Source organism: Kineococcus gynurae, assembly GCF_042433995.1.
In the GTDB taxonomy this organism is placed as follows: Bacteria; Actinomycetota; Actinomycetes; order Actinomycetales; family Kineococcaceae; genus Kineococcus; species Kineococcus gynurae.
In genome coordinates, this window is the sequence record NZ_JBHLUI010000008.1 from 452,229 (window position 1) to 473,941 (window position 21,713).

Here is a 21,713-nt window from a genome sequence, read left to right on the forward strand (position 1 = left end):
TCGTCGTGGGTGGGTGGATCAGAACCGGTGGCCGATGACGCGTTCGGCGGCCCCGGTGCGGTTCAGGTAGGGCGTGAGGCCGCCGGTGAACAGCGGGTGCCCGGTGCCGAGGATCATGCAGACGTCCACGTCGGCGGCCGTGGCGACCACGCCCTCCTCGAGGACCCGGGCCACCTCGTCGGCCAGCGCGTCCTGCACCTGCCGCAGGATCTCCGCGCCGTCGGGGCCGGTCCCGGTCGCGGTCAGCACCTCGGCCGCGGCGTCCGTCGGGACCGGATCGCCCTTGGGGGCGACCAGGTCGGGGGAGCCGGCCTCGACCCAGCGGGGCAGGAAGTCCGGGACCCGGTAACGCTCCGGGAAGGCCGCGGCCAACGTCTCGTGGACGTGCAGCATCACCGCGGGCCCGACGAACTTCGCCAGGCGGAACGGGGTCATCGGCAGTCCCAGCGCGTCGACCGACCGCTCGACCACCGGCAGCGGGGTGCCGGCGTCCACGGCCCGGGCCACGACGTCGAAGAGCCGGGTGGAGATGCGGTTCACCACGAACGCCGGGGCGTCGCGGACCAGCACGCAGGTCTTCTTCAGCCGGGCCCCCACGGCGAAAGCGGTGGCCAGCGTCGGGTCGTCGGTCCGCCCGGTCCGCACCACCTCGACCAGCGGCAGGACCGCGACCGGGTTGAAGAAGTGGAACCCGGCGAACCGCTCCGGGTGCTGCAGGACGGAGGCCATCTCGGTCACCGACAACGAGGAGGTGTTGGTGAGGATCACCGCCTCCGGCGAGAGCACCGGTTCCAGTTCGCGCAGCACCTGCTGCTTGACCGACAGCTCCTCGAACACCGCCTCGACCACGACGTCGCAGTGCGCCAACCCGGCCTTGTCCACGGTCCCGGACACGTTCGCGCGCAACCGGTTCGCGGTGTCGGGGTCGAGGCGCCCCTTGCGGAGCAGGTCCTCGACGCCGGAGCGGACCCGCTCGACGCCGGCCTCGACCCGGTCCGCGTCGAGGTCGGTGAGGACCACGGGGACCTTCAGGCGGTGCAGGAACAGCAGGGCGAGCTGGGAGGCCATCAGCCCGGCCCCCACGACCCCGACCGCGGTGACCCTGCGGGGTTCGACCCCCTCCGGGGCGCCGACGGGACGGCGGGCGTAGCGCTGGACGAGGTCGAACGCGTAGAGGCCGGCGTGCAGCTCCTCGGAGACCACCAGATCGGTCAGGGCGTCGTCCTCGGCGGCGAAGTGCGCGTCGCGGGAGTTCACCCGGGCGGCCTCCAACAGGTCCAGCACGCGGTAGGGGGCGGGCGCGGCGCCGTGGACCCGGGTGTCGGCCACGGACCGTCCGCGGGTCAGGGCCGCCTCCCACTCGTCGGCCGGCGCCGGTCCCCGACGCTCGGGCGTCACCTCGCCGCGCAGCACGGAGCCCGTCCAGCGCAACGACTCCACGAGGAAGTCGGCGGGCTCCAGGGCCACGTCGGCGATGCCCGCGGCCAGGGTCTGGGGTCCGTCCAGGGTCTTGTTGTTGGCCAGCGCGTTCTCGATCGTGACCCGCACCGCCACCTCGGGCCCGGCCAGGTGCGGCAGCAGCCAGGTCCCGCCCCAGCCGGGGACGAGACCGAGGTAGGCCTCGGGCAACCCCAGGCCGCGGGCCGCGGTCGAGACCGTGCGGTAGCTGCAGTGCAGCGCGAGTTCCAGGCCGCCGCCCAGCGCGGTGCCGTTGACGAACGCGAACGTGGGGACGGCCGCGTCGGCGAACCGGCCCAGGACCGCGTGGCCGAGTTCGGCCACCCCGCGCGACTGCTCGCGGGTGGTGACCGAGGCGACCTGCTTGAGGTCGGCGCCCGCGCAGAACGCGCCGGGGACCCCGGTCACCGCGATGGCGACCAGGCCCTCCTCGGTGACCAGACGTTCGGCCTGGTCGAGCGCGGAGTCCAGCTCCCGCAACGGGTCCGGGCCCAGGACGAAGGGTCGGCGCGGGTGGCCCGGGTCGAGCGTGAGCAGGGCGGCGCGGCCGGGGCCGCCGGGCAGGTCGACGGTGCGGACGTGGACGGGCATCAGGCGACCGCCATCTCGTAGTCGGAGTGGTGGGGGTTCTCCCAGACGACGGTCCCGCCCTGGCCCAGACCCACGCAGAGCGCGGTGAGGCCGTAGCGGACCTCGGGGTGCTCGGCGAACTGCCGGGCGAGCTGGATCATCAGCCGGACCCCGCTGGCGGCCAGCGGGTGGCCGATGGCGATGGCTCCGCCGTAGCGGTTCACGCGGGGGTCGTCGTCGGCGATGCCGAAGGCGTCGAGGAACGAGAGCACCTGCACCGCGAACGCCTCGTTCAGCTCGAACAACCCGATGTCGTCGATCCCGAGCCCCGCGGTGCGCAGCGCCTTCTCGGTCGAGGGGACCGGGCCGAGGCCCATGACCGAGGGTTCGACGCCCGCGAACCCGAAACTCACCAGCCGCATCCGGGGCGCCAGGCCGAGGTCGGCCGCGGTCTCCTCGGCGGTGAGCAGGCAGGCCGTGGCGCCGTCGGTCAACGGGGACGCGTTGCCCGCGGTGACCCGGCCGTGCGGACGGAACGGGGTGCGCAGGTGGGCGATCTGCTCGACCGTCGTGCCCGGTCGGGCCAGCTCGTCGCGGGTCGCGAGCCCCCAGGCGCCCTCGGCGTCGCGCACGGCGACCGGGACGAGGTCGGGCTCGACCCGGCCCTCGGCCACGGCCCGGGCGAACTTCTGCTGGCTGGCGACGGCGTAGGCGTCGGCCCGCTCCTTCGTCAGGTGCGGGAAGCGGTCGTGCAGGGCCTCGGCCGTGCGGCCCATGTCCAGGGCGTCCGGGGGCACGATGCGCTCGGTGAGGAAGCGGGGGTTCGGGTCCAGGCCCTGGCCGAGCGGGTGGTGCCCCATGTGCTCGACCCCGCCGGCCAGCGCGACGTCCAGGGCGCCCACGGCGATGGAGGCCGCGGTCGTGGTGACCGCGGTGAGGGCGCCGGCGCACCAGCGGTCGATCGCGTACCCGGGGGTGGTCACCGGCAGCCCGGCCAGCAGCGCGGTGCTGCGGCCGAGGACGAGCCCCTGGTCGCCGCTCTGGGTGGCCGCCGCCATCGCGACCTCCTCGACCCGCTCGGGGGCCAGGGTGGGGTTGCGGCGCAGGACCTCGCGCAGGCAGGCGACGGCGAGGTCGTCGGCCCGGGTGCCCGCGTAGAGACCGTCGGGGCGGGCCTTGCCGAACGGGGTGCGAACCCCGTCGACGAAGACGACCCCCCGTCCGTGCGTGGATCGGCGGGGGACTGCGGAACGGCTCACCGGACCTCCTCGTCGGGTTCAACCCGGTCACCATAACCGTTGCCGACCGGTAGCCGGTACTCCGGAGTCCCGCATACTTGGGCGGCCCGGCCGGGGAGGCGCCGGCGGTCCCGGAGGAATCCGGGAGGCTCGCGCCGGCGCGGCTGCCCTAGACTCGCGGCAACAGGGCGAGGACCCGGCCATCACCGGCGAGCCTCCGGAAGAACGCCGCGGCGAGCCACGTCGCGGTCAGTAGAACCGGGCGGGGCCGGCCCGTCACAGCCGGACTGACGAGCGGTCGTCGTCGCGACCCGGGGTCCGCCCCGTGGCCGGGAGGGCGGCAAGCGGGGTGGTACCGCGGCGCCGCCGACCCCGGCGGACGTCGTCCTCGCGGTGAGTGCGCGCCCCCGGGTGCGCGGAACCGAGGAGAGTCCGCCGGTGAGCGAGCAGCCGACCCCACCCCCGACCGGGCCCGGTTTCCCCGAGCTCGAGGCGCGCGTCCTGGAGTCCTGGGCGGGCGAGGACACCTTCCGCCGCAGCATCGAGGCCCGCCGTCGCAGCGGCGCGGAGGAGTTCGTCTTCTACGACGGTCCGCCCTTCGCCAACGGGCTGCCGCACTACGGCCACCTGCTGACCGGGTACGTCAAGGACGTCGTGCCCCGCTACCAGACCATGCGCGGCCGGCAGGTCGAGCGCCGGTTCGGCTGGGACTGCCACGGCCTGCCCGCCGAGGTCGAGGCCGAACGCCAGCTCGGCATCACCCACAAGTCCGAGATCGAGGACATGGGCATCGCGCGGTTCAACGACGCGTGCCGGACCTCGGTGCTGCGCTACACGCGCGAGTGGGAGTCCTACGTCACCCGGCAGGCCCGCTGGGTCGACTTCGAGGGCGACTACAAGACCCTGGACACCGACTACATGGAGTCGGTGATGTGGGCGTTCAAGACGCTCTACGACAAGGGCCTGGTCTACGAGGGGTTCCGCGTCCTCGCCTACTGCTGGCGCTGCGAGACGCCCCTGTCCAACACCGAGACCCGCATGGACGACGTCTACCGGCAGCGGCAAGACCCCGCCGTGACCGTCGGCTACCCGCTGACCGTGGACCCGGCCGACCCGCGGGCCGGGCTGGACGGGGTCCTCGCGCTGATCTGGACCACGACGCCCTGGACCCTGCCCAGCAACCTCGCGATGGCGGTCAACCCCGAGCTGGACTACGTCGTCGTCGACGGCACCGGTGACCACGCCGGGCGCCGGTTCCTGATCGCCGAGGCCCGCGTGGGTTCCTACGCCCGTGAACTCGGCGAGGACGCGGCCGAGCGCATCTCGGCCCGGTGGACCGGCGCCGACCTGCTGGGTCTGGCCTACACCCCGCCCTTCGGGTACTTCGCCGGTCGGGAGAACGCGTTCCGGATCCTGTCCGCCGACTACGTCACCACCGACTCCGGCACCGGGCTCGTGCACATCGCCCCCGCCTTCGGCGAGGAGGACAAACTCGTCACCGACGCCGCGGGCATCGTCCCGGTCGTGCCGGTCGACTCCCGCGGGGAGTTCACCTCCGAGGTCGGCGACTACGCGGGTCAGCACGTCTTCGACGCGAACAAGCAGATCATCCGCGACCTCAAGGCGGGGGTCGCGAGCGGTGCGCTGCTGCTGCGCCAGGAGACCTACGACCACCCCTACCCGCACTGCTGGCGCTGCGGCAACGCCTTGATCTACCGGGCGGTCTCGAGCTGGTTCGTCGCCGTCACGACGTTCCGCGACCGCATGGTCGAGCTCAACCGCGAGATCACCTGGGTGCCCGAGCACGTCCAGGACGGCTCGTTCGGCAAGTGGCTCGAGGGCGCCCGGGACTGGTCGATCTCGCGCAACCGCTACTGGGGCAGCCCCATCCCGGTGTGGGTCTCCGACGACCCGGCCCACCCGCGGGTCGACGTGTACGGGTCGCTGGAGGAGCTGGAGCGCGACTTCGGCGTGCGTCCGGCCGACCTGCACCGCCCCTACGTCGACGAGCTCACCCGGCCCAACCCGGACGACCCGACCGGCCGCTCCACCATGCGCCGGGTCCCGGAGGTCCTCGACTGCTGGTTCGAGTCGGGGTCGATGCCCTTCGCCCAGGTGCACTACCCCTTCGAGAACGCCGAGTGGTTCGAGAGCCACTACCCGGGCGACTTCATCGTCGAGTACATCGGGCAGACCCGCGGGTGGTTCTACACGCTGCACGTCCTGGCGACCGCGCTGTTCGACCGTCCCGCGTTCCGCACCTGCCTGGCCCACGGGATCCTGCTGGGCGACGACGGCCGCAAGATGTCGAAGTCGCTGCGCAACTACCCGGACGTGTCCGAGGTGCTGGACCGCGACGGGTCCGACGCCATGCGGTGGTTCCTCATGGCCTCCCCGGTCCTGCGCGGGGGCAACCTCATCGTCACCGAGACGGGGATCCGGGAGGCGGCCCGGCAGGTGATCCTGCCGCTGTGGAACACGTGGCAGTTCTTCCTGCTGTACTCCACGGCCTCCTCGCACACCCCCCGCTGGCGCACGACCTCGTCGGACGTGCTCGACCGCTACGTGCTCGCCAAGCTGCACGACACCGTCACCGAGGTCACCGCGCAGCTGGACGGGTACGACATCTCCGGGGCCTGCCTCAGCCTGCGGGAGTTCCTCGACGTCCTGACCAACTGGTACGTGCGCCGGTCGCGGTCGGCGTTCTGGGACGGGGAGTCCGAGCGCGCCCGCAACGCGCTCGACACGCTGCACACGGTGCTGGAGACCACGACGCGGTTGCTGGCCCCGCTGCTGCCGCTCATCGCCGAGGACGTGTGGCGCGGGCTGACCGGCGCGGGCGGGGCCGGGGTCGACTCGGTGCACCTGACCGACTGGCCCGACCCGCTCGACCTGCCCGCCGACGACGACCTGGTCGCGGCGATGGACGTGGCCCGCGGCGTCTGCTCGGCGACCCTGTCGCTGCGCAAGGCCGGAGGCCTGCGGGTGCGCCTGCCGCTCGGCACCGTGCAGGTCCTCGTCGAGGACCCGGCGGCCCTGGAACCCTTCGCGCAGCTCATCGCCGAGGAGGTCAACGTCCGCGAGGTGACCCTGGGGCGCACCGACCGGATCGCCGAGTTCGGCGTCACCGAGCGGCTGAGCGTCAACGCCCGCGCGGCGGGTCCGCGGATCGGCAAGGACGTGCAGACCGCGATCCGCGCGGCCAAGGCCGGGGACTGGACCGAGGACCCGGACGGCACCGTCGTCGCCGGGGGGATCCCCCTGGTGGCGGGCGAGTTCGAGCGCAGCCTCGTCTTCGACGACGCCGAGGGTTCCTCGGGCCGGGCCGTCGCCGCGCTCGGCGGGGTCGCGGGTGGTGGTTTCGTCGTCCTCGACACCACGGTCACGCCCGAGCTGGCGGCGGAGGGCCTCGCCCGCGACGTCATCCGGCTCGTGCAGCAGGCCCGTCGCGACGCCGGTCTGGACATCTCCGACCGCATCCGGCTGACCGTGGCCGGCGACGGCCCGGTGTGGCAGGCCCTGGTGACGCACCAGAACCTCGTGGTGGAGGAGACGCTGGCCCAGCAGTTCGGGTCGGCCGGGTCGGCGTCCGCGCTGCCCCTGGAGCAGGCGACGGTGACGGGTTCGGTCGACGGGCACGAGGTGCGCGTCATGGTGGAGAAGGCGGAGCAGCGATGAACCATCCCGGCACTCCTCGACCCGACGGGCGCGAGCCCGACGAGTTCGACCGTTTCGAGGACATCGTCCTGAACTCCTGGGGCGGGCCCGCGCCGGGAGCGGAGGCGGAGGCGGACGAGCAGACCGGCCCGGGGGACGAGGATCCCGCGGACGCCTACGGCAGCGCCGGCCTGCGCCGCGGGCGTGTGCCGCAGGACCACCGCCCGCCCACCGCGGCGCTGCGGCGCGCCCGGCGCGAGAAGGCCCGCGCGGACGAGGACCCGCGCTTCGAGGAGGTCGTGGCCGCGATCCTGGCCCGCAACCCCGAGCACCGGATCCACCCCACCCTCGACCGGGTGCGCGAGGCCTGCTCCTTGCTCGGCGACCCGCAGCTCAGCTACCGCGTCGTGCACCTGGCCGGGACCAACGGGAAGACGTCGACGACCCGGATGGTGGAGCGGTTGGTGCGCGAGCACGACCTGCGCACCGGGCGCTTCACCTCCCCGCACCTCGTGGACATCACCGAACGCATCGCGATCGACGGGGAACCGGTCTCGCACGCCGAGTTCGTCCGGGCCTGGGACGACGTGGCCGCCGTGGTCGGGATCGTCGACGCGCACGCGGCCGACCGCGGGGAACCCCGGATGTCGTTCTTCGAGGTCCTCACCGTCATGGCGTTCGCCGTCTTCGCCGACGCCCCGGTCGACGTCGCGATCGTCGAGACCGGCCTGGGCGGGTCGTGGGACACCACGAACGTCGTCCAGCCCGACGTCGCCGTCATCACCCCGATCTCCATGGACCACGAGACCTGGCTCGGGTCGACGATCGAGGACATCGCCGCCCAGAAGGCCGGGATCATCAAGCACGGGGCGACCGTCGTGGTCTCCGGCCAGGTCGAGGAGGCCGCCTCGGTGCTGCTGGCCAAGGCCGCCGCCGAACGCGTCACCGTCGTGCGCGAGGGGGTCGACTACGGGGTCGCCGAGCGGCGGCTGGCCGTCGGGGGGCAGGTCGTCTCGATCCGGACCCGCGGCGGGCTCTACGCCGACGTCGTGCTGCCGCTGCACGGGGTGCACCAGGCCAGCAACGCCTCGACGGCGCTGAGCGCGGCCGAGGCCCTGCTGGCGGTGCCGGGGGAGACCCTCTCGGCCGAGGTCGTGGAGGCGGCGTTCGCCGACGCGTCCTCCCCGGGGCGCCTGGAGCTGCTGCGTACCTCCCCGACGATCCTGGTCGACTCCGCGCACAACCCGGCGGGGGCCCAGGTGCTCGCCGAGGCGGTGAGCGAGGCCTTCACGTTGTCCCGCCTGGTGGGGGTGGTGGGGGTGATGGGCGACAAGGACGCCGACGGTCTGCTGCGGGCGCTGGAACCCGTGCTGGCCGAGATCGTGGTGACCCGTCCCTCGGGGGACCGGGCGCTGCCGGTCGCCGAGCTGGCGGAGGCGGCCGAGGACCTGTTCGGGGAGGACCGGGTCCACGTGGCCGAGAACCTCGCGGACGCGATCCAGCTGGCCGTCGACCTCGCCGAGTCCGACGACGCCGCCGGCGGTCTCGGGGACCTCGGCAGCGGTGGCGGGGTGCTGATCGCGGGATCCGTGGTGCTGGCCGGGGACGCCCGGGCGCTGCTCGTCCGGGACGACCGCGCATGAGGAACCCCAAGCGGATGATGGCCGCCACCACGCTGCTCGCCGAGGCCTTCGTGGTGTTCTTCGCGACGCTGGTCGCCGCCCGCCTGTCCGAGGTGGAGCAGAACACGGCCCTGATCGCGGGCGGGGTTCTGCTGCTCCTCTGCCTGCTCTGCGCCGGGATGCTGCGTTCGCCCCGGGGCTACGCGTTCGGGTGGGTGCTGCAGGTCCTCATCGTGGCCTCCGGCTTCGTCGTGCCGGTCATGTTCGCCGTCGGTCTGGGGTTCGCGGTGATCTGGTTCTTCGCCGTGCGGATCGGCGACCGGATCGAACGGGAACGGGCCGAGTTCGTCGCCCGGCAGGAGGGCGGGGAGCCGACCCCCTGAGGGGTGGCTACGACCGGCGTGTCGCGGTCAAGGTGGGGGGGACGCGTGCCGAAGGAGGGGGAGCGGCGCCCGTCCGGGGCGCCCGGCCGCGGGATCGCCCGCAGAGGGGATCGCCGACATGAGGCAGCTGCGCGACCTGAAGGTCTCGACCAAACTGTTCGGGGCCTTCGGCCTGGCCGCCGCCCTCCTCGTGCTGGTCGGCTCGATCGGCATCCTCAAGTTCCACCAGGCGCAGCAGCGCCTCGACGACCTCTACTCCCAGCGCATGACGGCCCTGCACGCGGCCGACTCCGCCCAGGTCGTCATGACCAACGTCAGCAAGGACCTCGCGGACCTGCTGCTCGCCGACCCGGACGACAAGGCCGACGTCAAGACCCGGATGGACGGTCACGACGCCGAGCTCGACCAGGCGCTCGCCGCCTGGCAGCAGGCCGGTCCGGTCGACGCCGCCGCCGTCAGCGCCATCACGACCGACCTCGCCGCCTTCCGGGCCGCCCGGGTCGGTCTGATCCCCTTCGCCGAGAGCAGCGACATCGAGGGCTACAAGGCCTACCGGGTCGTCCAGACCACCCCGATCCGGCAGAAGATGCAGAAGGAGCTCGACGCGGCCCAGGCCGGCGAGGTGGAGGCCGGGGCCGCGGCCGCGGCGGCGGGACGGCAGGCCTACCACCGCGGGGTCGTGGTGCTCGTCGCCCTGCTGGTCGGCGGGGTCCTGCTCTGCGCCGCCGTCGCGACCATGCTGTCGCGCAGCATCCTCGGTGCGCTGCGCCGGGTCGTCGAGGTCGTGGCCGGCCTGGCCGAGGGACACCTGGACCGCCGCGTGAACCTCGACCGCAAGGACGAGTTCGGCGAGATGGCCACGGCCCTGGACGCCTCCCTGAGCAGCCTCGGGCAGGTCATGGCGAAGATCGTCGACCACGCCCGGACGCTGCGCGGTTCCTCGGAGGCGTTGAGCATCAACATCTCCACGGTGGCCGCCGCCGGTGAGGAGATGACCGCGGCGATCCGCGAGATCTCCTCCTCGACGACCGACGCCTCCGCCGTCGCCGCCCAGGCGGTCGACGTCACCGCCACCACCAACGACACCCTGCAGCGGCTGAGCGCGTCGAGCCGCGAGATCGGCGACGTGGTCCGCCTCATCACCTCCATCGCCGAGCAGACCAACCTGCTGGCCCTCAACGCCACCATCGAGGCCGCTCGCGCCGGCGACGCCGGCAAGGGTTTCGCCGTCGTCGCCGGTGAGGTGAAGGAACTGGCCCAGCAGACCGCGCGGGCGACCGAGGACATCACCTCCCGCGTCTCCGCGACCCAGTCCGACACCGCCGCCGCCACCGAGGCGATCAGCGAGATCTCCGAGGTCATCGCCCGCATCGACGCGTTGCAGACCACCATCGCCGCCGCCGTCGAGGAGCAGTCGGTCACCACCGCCGAGATGGTCCGCAACGTCACCGAGATCTCCGCGGGAGACGGCGGTCGGTCCTCGGCCGCCGGCGGCACCAGCACCGCGCAGCAGGTCCAGACCGTGTCCTCCGAGCTCGGCGACCTGGTCTCCCGCTTCCGTTACTGAGCCCGTGGGGCCCCCACCCGGACCCCCGCCGCCCGGGCGGGGGACGGGGACGGCCCGCGGGTGAGACCGTCACCCCGCGCGGGCGCAGGTCCTCACCGGGTCGCGGCGAACGCGTCGCGGAACCGCTGCACGGCGACCGCGTCGTCCCCGGACGCCCACGCCTCCAGGCCGATCGTCCCCGCGTACCCGAGGTCGGCCAGCACGGTGGCCAGGAACGGGTACCCGATCTCTCCCGTGCCGGGTTCGCACCGTCCGGGCACGTCGGCAACCTGGATCTCCCCGATGTGGGTGATGCTGCGGCGCAGCAGGTCGGCGAGATTCCCCTCCCCGATCTGGGCGTGGTAGAGGTCGAGGTTCATCCGCAGGTGCGGGCTGCCGACGTGGGCCACCAGGGCCAGGCAGTCGGCAGCGGAGGCGAACGGCGTCCCCGGGTGGTCCACGGCGAGGTTCAGGTTCTCGAGGGTGAACACGACGTCGTGCCGTTCGCCGAGAGCGGCCAGCCGTTCCAGGGTCCGTCCGGCGGCCAGCCACATGGACCCGGTGACGGGCCCGTGGTGCGGGCGCACCGGCAGACCCTGCGGTCCGAGACCGGTGCCGTGCAGGTTGAGGTTCGGACGGCCGAGGACGCGGGCCGCCGCGATCGACTCCTCCGCCGTCGCCAGCAACCGGTCGGCCCCGGCCGGATCCACCAGTTCGCCGTCGAGGTAGCCGGTCATCGAGGTGAAGGTCGCCCCCGTCGCGGCCAGGGCGTCGAGGTCCTTGTCCGACCAGTCCCAGATCTCCACCGCGAAGCCCCACGCGTGCAGCTGCGCCACGCGGTCGACGACGGGGAGGTGGGTGAGCACCATCTCGGCGCAGACGGCCAGGTTCGCGCTCATGCGCCCACCCCGCCAGACACCCCGCCGGCCACCTTGGCCGGAACCCCCGTGCGCACGGACTCGATGCACGCCTCGGCCACCCGCAGCGCGCGCAGCGCGTCCCGGCCGCCGACCCGGGGGGCGCGCCCGAACCGGACGGCCTCGGCGAAACTCCGGAACTCGGCCGTGTAGGCCCCGGCGAACAGGGCGACGTCCCCCCGCGGGGTGTCGCTGCGTCGCCCCCGCGCGTCGGAGCGGTGGACGGCCGCGGCCGCGGTCTCGACCGTGACGAGGCCACCGGAACCGAAGACCTCGGCGCGGACGTCGTAGCCGTAGGTGGCCGAGAAGCTCGCCTCCGCGGTGGCGATGGCCCCGTCGGAGAACCGGATCGTGACCACGGCCGTGTCCAGGAGGCCGGCCGCCTTCGCCTCGGGGGCGACCAGGGCGTCGGCGACCGCGTGGACGGAGACCGGGTCGGCGTCGGGGTGGAGCCACAGCAGGGTGTCGAAGTCGTGGATCAGGGTGAGGCGGAAGATCGCCCACGCGGGGACGGCGAACGGGTCGGCGAGGCCGGGGTCGCGGGTCAGGCTGCGCAGCAGGTAGACCCGGCCGACCTCACCGGCCTCCACCGCGGCGCGGGCCGCCACGAAGTCGGGGTCGAAGCGACGGTTGAAACCCACCTGGAAGACGACGCCGGCCCGGTCGGTCGCCTCGATCCCGCGCTGCACCTCGGCCGTGGTCGACCCGGCGGGTTTCTCGCAGAAGACGGCCTTGCCGGCCTCGGCGGCGGCCACGACGAGGTCGGCGTGGGCCTCGGTGACGGCGGTGACGACCACCGCCTCGACCGCGGGGTCGGAGATCAGGGCCTGCGGGTCGGTGGACGCACGGACGCCCCACGGCCCGGCCACCGCCTCGGCGGCCCCCGGACGGGGGTCGGCGACGGCGACCAACCGCGCCCCCCGCACCTCACCGGCCAGCAGGCGGGCGTGCGCCGACCCGATCCGTCCGGCACCGACGACCCCCACCCGTACCGGGTCCCGCGTCAGCAGCACGGTCTCCTCCACGTCCACCACGGCCTCCTTGCCTAGAGCGCTCTAGTTAGCGCGCTCTAGGGTGCGGGGCGGTTAGGCTGCTCGTCAAGCGGTCGGTGCGCGGACGGAGGACGGATGGGGCGGGCGGTGACGATGGCCGACGTCGCGCAGCGCGCGGGGGTGAGCCGGGCCCTGGTGTCGATCGTCATCCGGGGCGTGCCGGGGGCCAGCGAGGCCAACCGGGCCAGGGTCCTGCAGGCTGCGGCGGACCTCGACTTCCACCCGGACCAGCGGGCCCGCCTGCTCGGGTCCAGCCGCAGCCGGACGATCGGCGTCGTCCTCGGCATCGACCACGCCTTCCACGCCCAGCTCGTCGCCGACCTCTACGCGTCCGTGGCCGCGACGGGCGGTGGCGGGGCCGGGTGGCGCCTCGCCGTCGAGCCGGTCGCGAGCTCGCGTCCCGAGCGCGAGGCCCTGCGGGCGCTGGTCGACCAGCGGTGCGAGGCTGCCCTGCTGCTCGGCCCCGGCTCGTCGACGGCGGAGCTGGCCGCGCTCGCCCGGCGGCTGCCCCTCGTGCTGCTGGCCCGCCGGGTCACCGATCCGGAGATCCGGACCGTGCGCACCGACGACGAGGCCGGGGCCCGGCTGGCCGTCGAGCACCTGCTCGCCCTGGGGCACCGACGCATCGCGCACCTGCACGGGGGACGGGCCCCCGGCGCGGCGGAACGGCGGGCGGGCTACCGCCGCGCCATGGCCGCCGCCGGGCTGGAGCCCGAGCTGCTGGCGGGCGGGCTGGACGACGCGGCCGGGGAACGGGCCGCGCCGGAGGTCCTCCGCCCCGGCGGGCCGACGGCCGTCCTGGCGTTCAACGACGCCTGTGCGCTCGGGCTGCTGCTGACCGCGCGGGCGCAGGGGGTCGAGGTCCCGCGGCGGCTCTCGATCGTGGGGTTCGACGACAGCGTGGTGGCCCGTTCCACGACGGTGGCCCTCACCACTGTCGCCCAGGACTCGGCCGCCATCGCGGCCCACGGGCTCCGCCTCGCCGTCGAGGCCGCGGACGGGGAACCCGGCGTCGGGGAGGCAGGGGGCGGAAAGGCAGGGAGCGGGGAGGTGGCGCGCCCGGGGACCGACGGGCGGGCCCGTCAGGTCGTCATCGCGCCCCGTCTGGTCGTCCGACGCACGACGGCCCCGCCACCCGGCCCCGACGAGACCGGGTGACGGGGCCGTCGATCAACCGTCGATCAGGCCGTTGCGCACCGCGTGCTGCACGACGAGGTCGCGCACGGCACGGATCTGCGCCGCGGTGAGGGAGTCGACCCCCTCGACAAGGAGGTCGGTGATGTCGTCGCGCAGGTTGGCCGCGCTGGGGGACAGCTGCTCCCGACGCGCGGGCCCCCGGTCGTCACGGCGGTCGTTGTCGCGGCGGGGGTTGGCCCGGGGGGCCGACCGGGCCACGGGGGCCCCGGGGGAGAGCAGGCGCACCCGGGTGGCCTTGGGTCCGCGGTCGCCCGCGGCCGGCGTGAACTCGACGCGGGCCCCGATCCCGTACCCCTGCTGGTCGTCGAGGAGGTCGTTCACGTGGACGAACACGTCGTCGCCGCCGTCCTCGGTCTCGATGAACCCGAAACCCCGGTCGGTGTCGAACCGAACGATCTTGCCTGTCGCCTGCTCCACGGGAACCTCCTCACCGGGTGCGCGCACCCGTCCTGACGTCAGCCCTCAATCCTGCACCAGGACCACGGCCGGGTCCCCCCGGGGGACCCTGACCACGCTGCGCCGCGCCCCGTGTGCGACTGTCTGCCGACCGAGATGTCGAGATCGTGGGGAGCCACGCATGGGCCTGGTGCACGACGTGTTCGGCAAGGCGATGGGGCGGTGGCGCACCAGCGGTCACGTCCTCGACGCCGCGGGCGAACCCGTGGCCGACATCACCGGCAGCGACGTCTACGAGGACGGCCCCGGCGGGAACTGGATCGTGCACCACGTCGACGTCAGCATCGGCGGGGAACCGGTCAGGACGCTGGAACTGATCGGTGAGGGCGACCACGGGGTGCTCCTGCGCGCGTTCGAGGCGACGGGGGAACTGCACACGTCCACCGCCCACCGCCTCGCCGACGGTTCCATCCGGATCGACGGCGGGGACTCCCGGGCCACGTTCCGGATCGCTCCCGGTCGGGCCAGCGGGAGTGCCCTGTGGGAGCGCCGCAGCGGCCGCGACTGGGTGCGTTGGATGGACCTGCGCTTCGAGCGGGAATGACGCGGGGCCCGACCCGTCGGGTGGTCCCGGCGGGTCGGGCCCCGGACGGTCGTCGCCCGCGGGGGGTGCGCGGGCTCAGGTGCGGGCGGGGGTGTCCGCGCCCATGTCCTCCAGCTCCATGCCCTTGGTCTCCGGAACGGTCCTGAGCACGAAGACCAGCGAGAGCAGCGCCAGCACGGCGTAGAGGCCGTAGGCGAACTGCAGTCCGACCTCGGCGAGGGAGGGGAACGAGGTGGAGATGGCGAAGTTCGCCAGCCACTGCGCGGCCGCGGCGACCGCGAGGGCGGCGGCCCGGATCCGGTTCGGGAACATCTCCCCGAGCAGGACCCACACGACCGGCCCCCAGGTGGCCCCGAAGCAGACCACGTAGACGTTGGCCGCCACCACGGCCACCGGGCCCCAGGCGCCGGGCAGGGTCAGGTCCTCGCCGCTGCCGCTCGCCTGCGAGAACGCGACGGCCATCACCGTGAGCGCGGCGAACATCCCGGTGGACCCGGCGATCAGCAACGGTTTGCGCCCGATCCGGTCGACGGTCGCGATCGCGATGAGGGTCACCGCCACGTTGGTCACCGAGGTGATGACCGAGGTCGTGAACGCCTGCGACTCGTCGAACCCGACCGACTGCCACAACGACGTCGAGTAGTAGAAGATCACGTTGATGCCGACGCCCTGCTGGAAGAACGAGAGCAGGATCCCCACCCAAACCACCGGGTGCAGCCCGAACCGCGGTCCGCGCAGGTCGCGCAGGCTCGGCCGGTCCTCCCGGTGCAGGCTGGTCTGGATCTGGGAGACCTTGCGCTGCAGCGCCTCGCGGTCGGTGACCCCGAGGACCTGCCCGAGCACGTCGGAGGCCTTGTCGAGCTGGCCGCGGGCGACGAGGAAGCGTGGGGACTCGGGCACGCCCAGGGCCAGCAGCCCCCAGACGACGGCGGGGACGACCCCGACCAGGAACATCCAGCGCCAGGCCTCCCAGCCGAACCAGGTCTCGTTGGCCGCACCCCCGCCGGAGTCGGCGATGACCGCGTCGGAGAGCAGGGCGGCGAAGATGCCGATGGTGATCGCCAGCTGCTGCAGCGAGGCGAGCCGACCGCGGATGCGGGCCGGTGCGACCTCGGCGATGTAGGTCGGGGCGATGACCGAGGCCAGGCCCACGCCGACGCCGCCGACGACCCGCCAGAGCACCAGGTCCCACACGGCGAAGGCGAACGCGGAGCCGATCGCGCCGATCGCGAACATGACCGCCCCGGCGACCATGACGGCCTTGCGACCGCGGCGGTCGGCCAGGCCGCCGGCGAACCAGGCACCCGCGGCCGCGCCGAGCAGGGCGCAGGAGACCGCGAACCCGGAGAGCGCCTCGGAGAGGCCGAACTGCTGGGTGACGGCGTCGACCGCGCCGTTGATGACGGAGGTGTCGAAACCGAAGAGGAAGCCGCCGATGGCGGCGACGACCGAGATGAGCACCACCTTGGCGGTGGCGCGTTCCCCGGCGACGGGGGAGGACTCAGGCATGCCGGTGACTCCGAACCAGACGGTGCGCCGGCCCGGTCGGGTCGGACCGAGGGAGCCTGCCACGCCGCGTACGGCCCCGCCCGTCCAGATCCGGACCCGCCCCGCCGGGCGGGTGGGCCACCGGCTAGGGTCGCCGCCGTGAGCGAAGCGCAGCGGACCCTCGTGCTCGTCAAGCCGGACGGCGTCCGGCGCAACCTCGCGGGGGAGGTGCTGGCCCGGATCGAGGCGAAGGGGTACACCCTCGTCGCGCTGGAGCTGCGCAGCGCCGACCGCGAGCTGCTGGCCGGGCACTACGCCGAGCACGAGGGTAAGCCGTTCTACGAGCCCCTGGTCGAGTTCATGCTCTCCGGGCCCGTGGTGGCCGCCGTCGTCGAGGGCCACCGGGTGATCGAGGGTTTCCGGTCGCTGGCCGGGACGACCGACCCGACCACCGCCGCCCCGGGCACCATCCGCGGGGACCTCGGCCGCGACTGGGGCCTCAAGGTCCAGCAGAACCTCGTGCACGGGTCGGACTCCCCGGAGTCGGCGGCGCGCGAGATCGGGCTCTGGTTCCCGAACCTCTGAGCCACCGATGAGTTCCTGAGCCCGCACCGGTCCACCGGGCGAACCCCTCGACGGGAGGGGCCGACGGAAGGCAACGACATGGCGCGCATGATCTTCGTCAACCTGCCGGTAGCGGACAAGGAACGGAGCAAGGCGTTCTTCACCGCGCTCGGGTTCGCCCTGAACCCCGGCTTCGAGGACGAGGGCACGGCCTGCGTCGTGCTCGAGGAGAACATCGTCGTCCTGGTCCACACGCCCGAGAAGTGGCAGCAGTTCCTCAAGGGCGAGCCGGCCCCGTCGGGCACCGTCGAGGTCATGCTGGCCCTCTCGGCGGAGTCCAAGGACGAGGCGGTGCAGCTCAAGGAGAGGGCGCTGGCCGCCGGCGGCTCGGCGTTCGCCGACGACATGGACTTCGGGTACATGTACGGGACCAGCTGGCGCGACCCCGACGGTCACGTCTGGGAGGCGTCCTGGATGGACCCGGCGGCCATCCCGGGCTGATCCGGCCCGGGGTCGGCCGCGGCGCAGGAGACCTCGACGGTCTCGCCCAGCGGTTCCCCGTCGCGCCCGCTCGTCAGGACCTGCCCCGGACCCGGGGGGCTGTCACCGCCGGGAGTAGGCCTGCCAGGCGTGCTCGACGTGGGTCAGGGCGTCGGCATCCTGCAGGGAGGTGACGTCGCCGCCGGTCCGGCCCCCGCAGAGGTCGGCCATCAACCGCCGCATGATCTTGCCCGAACGGGTCTTCGGCAGGTCCGGCACCAGCACGACGTCGCGGGGCCGGGCGACCGGCCCCACCTGCTCGGCGACGTGCGCCTTGAGCCGGTCGGGCAGCGTCGCGTCGCTCGGGTCGTCGGCGGTCGCCGCGCCCCGGGTGATGACGAAGGCCACGATGCGCTGACCGGTGGTGTCGTCGGGGGCCCCGACGACGGCCGCCTCGGCCACCCGCGGGTGGGAGACCAGGGCCGACTCGAGCTCGATGCTGGAGAGCCGGTGGCCCGAGACGTTGAGCACGTCGTCGATCCGCCCGCCGATCCAGATGTAGCCGTCCTCGTCCTTGGTCGCGGCGTCCCCGGCGAGGTACCAGCCCTGGGCCGCGTAGGGCTCCCAGTAGGACTTCACGAACCGTTCGTGGTCGCGCCAGACGGTGCGGGCCATGCCCGGCCACGGACGGGTGATGACGAGCACGCCCTGCTCCCCGGGGGCGGTCTCGCGCCCGGCCTCGTCGACCACGGTCGCCGACAACCCGGGCAGGGCGACCGACCCCGATCCCGGTTTCAACGGGGTCACCCCCGGAAGGGGCGCGACCACCGCGGCCCCGGTCTCCGACTGCCACCAGGTGTCGACGATGGGGCAGCGCTCACCCCCCACGTTGCGGTGCAACCAGAGCCACGCCTCGGGGTTGATCGCCTCGCCGACCGTGCCAAGCAGCCGCAACGAGCTCAGGTCGAAACCCGCGGGCAGGTCCGGGCCGTACTTCATGAACGTCCGGATGAGCGTCGGGGCGGTGTAGTAGATCGTCACGCCGTACTTCTGGATCACCTCGAAGTGCCGACCCGGGTGCGGGGTCAGCGGGGACCCCTCGTAGATGACCTGGGTCGTGCCGTTCGAGAGCGGGCCGTACATCTCGTAGGTGTGCGCGGTGACCCAGGCCAGGTCGGCCTGGCACCAGTAGACGTCGTCGGGTTTCACGTCGAAGACGGCCCAGTGCGACCAGCTGGCGTGGGTGAGGTAGCCGCCGCTGGTGTGCACCAACCCCTTCGGTCGCCCGGTGGTCCCCGAGGTGTAGATGATGAACAGCGGCGTCTCGGCGTCGAAACCCTCGGCGACGTGCTGCGGGCTCTGCCGGTCGACCAGGTCGTGCCACCAGACGTCGCGGCCCTCCGTCCAGGGCACGTCGGGGGTCTGCTCCCCGGTGCGGCGCAGCACCAGCACGTGCTCGACGTGGTCCAACCCGGCCACGGCGGCGTCGGCCGCGGCCTTCACCCCGACCGCGCGGCCCCGGCGGAACTGCCCGTCCGTCGTCACCAGGAGTTTGGCTCCGGTGTCGGCGACGCGGAAACGCAGGGCCTCGGCCGAGAAGCCGCCGAACACCAGGCTGACGACCGCGCCGATGCGGGCGCAGGCCAGCGTCGTGACGATGGTCTCGGGCAGCACCGGCAGGTACAGCACCACGCGGTCGCCCTGCTCGATCCCCAGCTCCTGCAGCGCGTTGGCGAGCCGGCAGACCTCGTCCTGCAGATCGGCGTAGGTGATCCGGCGGCTGTCGCCGGGCTCGCCCTCCCAGAACAGCGCGACCTTGTCGCCCCGCCCGGCCGCGACGTGCCGGTCGACGCAGTTCACCGCGACGTTCAGGCGCCCGCCGACGAACCACTGCGCGGTCGGCATCGTCGAGTCGTCGAAGACCGCGCGCCACGGTTCGTCCCACTGCAGCCGCGCGGCCTGCTCGGCCCAGAACGCCTCGACGTCGGCGGCGGCGCGCTCGTGCTCGCCGGCGCCGACGTTGGCCTGGGCCCGGAACGCGTCGGAGGGTTCGAAGACCTCGGCGGGGACCCCGGGGGAGACCGTGGCGGAGCCGTCGTCGGGGGTGGCAGGCATGAGCCGGACCCTAGTGGACGAGGAACACTCCCAGGGAACACCCGCAGGGAACACCGGCAAGGAACACCCGCAGGGAACACCCGCGGCCGCGGTGGTGCTGCACCCGCCGTGCCTGACTTCCTGCTCGGACTCCAACCCGTGACCGTCGGCGCCGAACCCGCCGAGGCGGTCTCGCCGGACTTCTGGGTGCGCGTGGCGACGCGCGCCGAGGCGGTCGGGGTCGACCTGCTGCTGCTGGCGGACTCGTGGGTCCCCGGTCCCGGGCCGCGTCCCGACGCGGTCGCCGTGGCCTGCCGGGTCGCGCCGTCGACCCGGCGGATCGGCCTCGTCCCGACCGTCACGACGACGCACACCGAGCCCTTCCACACCAACAAGGCGATCGCCACGCTCGACCTGGTCAGCGCGGGGCGGGCGGGGTGGCAGGTCGCCGTCTCCACGGGGCCGGTCGAGGCCGCGGCGTTCGGCCGTCGCCCCCCGGCGCCGCCCGGACGGCTCTGGGGCGAGGCCGCGGACACCGTGACGGTGGTCCGCAAGCTCTGGGACAGCTGGGAGGACGACGCGGTGGTCCGCGACGTCGCGACCGGTCGCTACGTCGACCGCGACAGGCTCCACCACGTCGACCACGTCGGGCCGGAGTTCTCGGTGAAGGGCCCCTCGATCACCCCGCGCTCGCCGCAGGGCCAACCTCCGGTCGTCGTGTCCCTCGCCGCCGACGACCCGACGGATCCGGCCCCCCTGGACGCCGTGCTGCCGGTCGCGGCCGAGCACGCCGACCTGGTCCGGGTGCCCGCGGGGGAGGGCGCGCCCGCCCTCGCGGCCCGGGTCCGGGCCGCGGCCGCCGACCGGGGCCGGCCCGCGCCGCTGCTGCTCCTCGACGTCGGGGACCTCGGGGACGGGCCAGGGGCCGCGGTGACCGGTGCGGCCGCCGACGGCTGGGACGGGATCGTCCTGGTGGCCGGGCCCGCCGGCCCGGACGACCTGCTGGACCGCCTCGCCGCGACCGGTGCGCGCCCCGCCGGCACGGCCGGGCCGCGGACCCTGCGCGAGCGACTGGGGCTGCCGCGGCCGGTGAGCCGCTACGCCACCGACCCGACGCCCTCCGTCGAGGGAGAGGACCGATGAGCCGGCCGAGCGGTGCGCGCCGGGAGATCCACCTCGCGGCGCACTTCCCCGGGGTGAACTCGACGACCGTGTGGCGCGACCCGCGGGCCGGGTCGCAGACCGACTTCGCGTCCTTCGTCCACCTCGCCCGGACGGCCGAGCGCGGACTCATGGACTTCTTCTTCCTCGCCGAGGGACTGCGGCTGCGCGAGCACCGGGGGCAGATCGTCGACCTCGACGTGGTCGGCCGCCCCGACACCTTCCCGGTGCTGAACGCGCTGGCGGCGGTGACCGAACGGCTGGGGCTGGTCGGCACGATCAGCACCACCTTCAACGAGCCCTACGAACTGGCCCGGCAGTTCGCGACGCTCGACCACCTCTCGGCGGGTCGGGCCGGCTGGAACATGGTGACGAGTTCCGACGCCTTCACCGGGGAGAACTTCCGCCGGGGCGGGTACCTGCGGCGCGAGGACCGCTACGTCCGGGCTCGCGAGACGATCGAGGCGACCCGGGTCTTCTGGGACTCGTGGGCCCCCGGTGCCCCCGCCCGCGAGGTCGCCTACCGGGGCGAGCAGTTCGACGTGGTGGGTCGGTCCCTGCTGCCGCGCAGCCCGCAGGGCCATCCGGTCCTGGTGCAGGCCGGGGACTCGCCCGACGGCCGCGGTTTCGGCGCGGCCCACGCCGACGCCATCTTCACCATCCACGGATCCCTCGAGGCGGGGCAGGCGTTCACCGCCGACCTGCGGGCCCGGGCCGAGGCGGCCGGGCGGGACCGGGACGACGTCAAGATCCTGCCGGGGGCGAGTTTCGTGCTCGGCGACAGCGCGGCCGACGCGGCCGAACGGGCCCGGGAGATCCGGTTCCAGCAGGTCGGTCCGGAGCAGGCCGTGGCGTTCGTGGAGCAGCTCTGGGGCGTCGAACTGCCGGGTCTCGACCCCGACGGGCCGCTCCCCGCGAGCGATCCCGTGGCCGAGCCGGGCGTGACGCAGGGACGGGTCCGGCACGTCCAGGACGGCGCCGCCACCGCGAACGCGTGGCGGGAACTGCAGCAGCGGCACGGCTGGGGGGTGCGGGAACTCGTGGTCGAGGTCTCCCAGCGGCAGCAGTTCGTCGGGACGCCGCAGCACGTCGCCGACGAGATCGACCGGTACGTTCAGGCCGACGCCGCCGACGGATTCATCCTGATCCCGACGCTCACGCCGACGGGCCTGGACGAGTTCGTCGACCGGGTGGTGCCGTTGTTGCAGGAGAAGGGGACCTACCGCCGCGCGTACACGGGGCGGACCCTGCGCGAGCACCTGGGGTTGCGCCCGGTCTGACCCGGG

Annotated in this window: 17 protein-coding genes; 10 read left to right on the forward strand and 7 right to left on the reverse strand. The window is 73.8% G+C overall.

Going from position 1 to position 21,713, the window contains the following annotated elements; translation table 11 throughout:
- Positions 1-18 precede the first annotated feature (18 nt).
- Together ACFFKU_RS08535 and ACFFKU_RS08540 are read right to left on the reverse strand one after the other, a co-directional pair.
- Positions 19-2,049: a 3-hydroxyacyl-CoA dehydrogenase NAD-binding domain-containing protein gene (locus ACFFKU_RS08535; RefSeq protein WP_380137168.1), complete on the reverse strand. Its 2,031-nt coding sequence runs from the start codon at positions 2,047-2,049 to the stop codon at positions 19-21.
- Positions 2,049-3,287 (reverse strand): thiolase family protein, encoded by a 1,239-nt coding sequence (locus ACFFKU_RS08540; RefSeq protein ID WP_380137169.1) that lies wholly within the window; start codon positions 3,285-3,287, stop codon positions 2,049-2,051. Before ACFFKU_RS08540 ends, ACFFKU_RS08535 begins: the two co-directional genes overlap by 1 nt.
- A gap of 417 nt (positions 3,288-3,704) precedes the next feature.
- Between ACFFKU_RS08540 and ileS the strand changes: the two genes are divergently transcribed.
- The 4 genes from ileS (at position 3,705) to ACFFKU_RS08560 (ending at position 10,495) form a co-directional block, all read left to right on the forward strand.
- The gene (gene ileS / locus ACFFKU_RS08545; protein WP_380137170.1) at positions 3,705-6,944 is read left to right on the forward strand and encodes an isoleucine--tRNA ligase; all 3,240 of its coding nucleotides are present in this window, start codon (positions 3,705-3,707) and stop codon (positions 6,942-6,944) included.
- The gene (locus tag ACFFKU_RS08550; RefSeq protein WP_380137171.1) at positions 6,941-8,566 is read left to right on the forward strand and encodes a bifunctional folylpolyglutamate synthase/dihydrofolate synthase; all 1,626 of its coding nucleotides are present in this window, start codon (positions 6,941-6,943) and stop codon (positions 8,564-8,566) included. Before ileS ends, ACFFKU_RS08550 begins: the two co-directional genes overlap by 4 nt.
- The gene (locus ACFFKU_RS08555) at positions 8,563-8,928 is read left to right on the forward strand and encodes a DUF4233 domain-containing protein (protein WP_380137173.1); all 366 of its coding nucleotides are present in this window, start codon (positions 8,563-8,565) and stop codon (positions 8,926-8,928) included. The genes ACFFKU_RS08550 and ACFFKU_RS08555 overlap by 4 nt, the downstream gene beginning before the upstream one ends.
- A 118-nt stretch (positions 8,929-9,046) precedes the next feature.
- On the forward strand, positions 9,047-10,495 hold the full coding sequence (locus tag ACFFKU_RS08560; protein ID WP_380137175.1) for a methyl-accepting chemotaxis protein: 1,449 nt from the start codon (positions 9,047-9,049) through the stop codon (positions 10,493-10,495).
- A 92-nt stretch (positions 10,496-10,587) separates the two neighbouring features.
- Here ACFFKU_RS08560 and ACFFKU_RS08565 read toward each other — a convergent pair whose 3' ends face one another.
- Positions 10,588-11,373, reverse strand: coding sequence for a TIM barrel protein (locus ACFFKU_RS08565; RefSeq protein ID WP_380137177.1), 786 nt, complete (start codon positions 11,371-11,373; stop codon positions 10,588-10,590).
- Entirely contained in the window at positions 11,370-12,422 is a 1,053-nt protein-coding gene (locus tag ACFFKU_RS08570; protein ID WP_380137178.1) for a Gfo/Idh/MocA family oxidoreductase, read from the reverse strand. Before ACFFKU_RS08570 ends, ACFFKU_RS08565 begins: the two co-directional genes overlap by 4 nt.
- 96 nt (positions 12,423-12,518) lie before the next feature.
- On the opposite strand from ACFFKU_RS08570, the gene ACFFKU_RS08575 reads away from it, so the two are divergent.
- Positions 12,519-13,601, forward strand: a complete 1,083-nt coding sequence (locus ACFFKU_RS08575) for a LacI family DNA-binding transcriptional regulator (protein WP_380137179.1) — start codon at positions 12,519-12,521, stop codon at positions 13,599-13,601.
- A 12-nt stretch (positions 13,602-13,613) separates the two neighbouring features.
- On the opposite strand, the gene ACFFKU_RS08580 is transcribed toward ACFFKU_RS08575, so the two are convergent.
- Complete coding sequence (locus ACFFKU_RS08580; RefSeq protein ID WP_380137180.1) at positions 13,614-14,057, reverse strand: cold-shock protein; 444 nt, start codon at positions 14,055-14,057, stop codon at positions 13,614-13,616.
- Between the two features lie 160 nt (positions 14,058-14,217).
- Between ACFFKU_RS08580 and ACFFKU_RS08585 the strand changes: the two genes are divergently transcribed.
- Positions 14,218-14,640, forward strand: a complete 423-nt coding sequence (locus ACFFKU_RS08585; RefSeq protein WP_380137182.1) for a hypothetical protein — start codon at positions 14,218-14,220, stop codon at positions 14,638-14,640.
- Between the two features lie 75 nt (positions 14,641-14,715).
- Here the strand turns inward: ACFFKU_RS08585 and ACFFKU_RS08590 are convergent, their stop codons facing one another.
- Entirely contained in the window at positions 14,716-16,149 is a 1,434-nt protein-coding gene (locus ACFFKU_RS08590) for a sugar porter family MFS transporter (protein WP_380137183.1), read from the reverse strand.
- Between the two features lie 138 nt (positions 16,150-16,287).
- Here ACFFKU_RS08590 and ndk point away from each other — a divergent pair, with 138 nt between their 5' ends.
- Positions 16,288-16,713, forward strand: a complete 426-nt coding sequence (gene ndk, locus ACFFKU_RS08595; protein WP_380137184.1) for a nucleoside-diphosphate kinase — start codon at positions 16,288-16,290, stop codon at positions 16,711-16,713.
- A 78-nt stretch (positions 16,714-16,791) separates the two neighbouring features.
- A complete protein-coding gene (locus ACFFKU_RS08600) occupies positions 16,792-17,193 on the forward strand; it encodes a VOC family protein (protein WP_380137186.1) in 402 nt (133 codons plus the stop codon).
- Positions 17,194-17,295: 102 nt separating this feature from the next.
- On the opposite strand, the gene acs is transcribed toward ACFFKU_RS08600, so the two are convergent.
- Positions 17,296-19,287, reverse strand: coding sequence for an acetate--CoA ligase (acs, locus tag ACFFKU_RS08605; protein WP_380137188.1), 1,992 nt, complete (start codon positions 19,285-19,287; stop codon positions 17,296-17,298).
- 108 nt (positions 19,288-19,395) lie between these two features.
- Between acs and ACFFKU_RS08610 the strand changes: the two genes are divergently transcribed.
- Together ACFFKU_RS08610 and ACFFKU_RS08615 are read left to right on the forward strand one after the other, a co-directional pair.
- The gene (locus tag ACFFKU_RS08610; protein ID WP_380137190.1) at positions 19,396-20,409 is read left to right on the forward strand and encodes an LLM class flavin-dependent oxidoreductase; all 1,014 of its coding nucleotides are present in this window, start codon (positions 19,396-19,398) and stop codon (positions 20,407-20,409) included.
- The gene (locus ACFFKU_RS08615; RefSeq protein WP_380137192.1) at positions 20,406-21,707 is read left to right on the forward strand and encodes an NtaA/DmoA family FMN-dependent monooxygenase; all 1,302 of its coding nucleotides are present in this window, start codon (positions 20,406-20,408) and stop codon (positions 21,705-21,707) included. The genes ACFFKU_RS08610 and ACFFKU_RS08615 overlap by 4 nt, the downstream gene beginning before the upstream one ends.
- The last annotated feature ends 6 nt before the right edge of the window (positions 21,708-21,713 follow it).

Excerpts from the sequence above, each read along its gene's own strand:
- acs (WP_380137188.1), bottom strand. The coding sequence starts at position 19,287 with ATGCCTGCCACCCCCGACGACGGCTCCGCCACGGTCTCCCCCGGGGTC.
- ACFFKU_RS08560 (WP_380137175.1), top strand. The coding sequence starts at position 9,047 with ATGAGGCAGCTGCGCGACCTGAAGGTCTCGACCAAACTGTTCGGGGCC.
- ACFFKU_RS08590 (WP_380137183.1), bottom strand. The coding sequence starts at position 16,149 with ATGCCTGAGTCCTCCCCCGTCGCCGGGGAACGCGCCACCGCCAAGGTG.
- ACFFKU_RS08585 (WP_380137182.1), top strand. The coding sequence starts at position 14,218 with ATGGGCCTGGTGCACGACGTGTTCGGCAAGGCGATGGGGCGGTGGCGC.
- ACFFKU_RS08575 (WP_380137179.1), top strand. The coding sequence starts at position 12,519 with ATGGGGCGGGCGGTGACGATGGCCGACGTCGCGCAGCGCGCGGGGGTG.
- ACFFKU_RS08615 (WP_380137192.1), top strand. The coding sequence starts at position 20,406 with ATGAGCCGGCCGAGCGGTGCGCGCCGGGAGATCCACCTCGCGGCGCAC.
- ACFFKU_RS08550 (WP_380137171.1), top strand. The coding sequence starts at position 6,941 with ATGAACCATCCCGGCACTCCTCGACCCGACGGGCGCGAGCCCGACGAG.
- ACFFKU_RS08600 (WP_380137186.1), top strand. The coding sequence starts at position 16,792 with ATGGCGCGCATGATCTTCGTCAACCTGCCGGTAGCGGACAAGGAACGG.
- ACFFKU_RS08565 (WP_380137177.1), bottom strand. The coding sequence starts at position 11,373 with ATGAGCGCGAACCTGGCCGTCTGCGCCGAGATGGTGCTCACCCACCTC.
- ACFFKU_RS08535 (WP_380137168.1), bottom strand. The coding sequence starts at position 2,049 with ATGCCCGTCCACGTCCGCACCGTCGACCTGCCCGGCGGCCCCGGCCGC.
- ACFFKU_RS08555 (WP_380137173.1), top strand. The coding sequence starts at position 8,563 with ATGAGGAACCCCAAGCGGATGATGGCCGCCACCACGCTGCTCGCCGAG.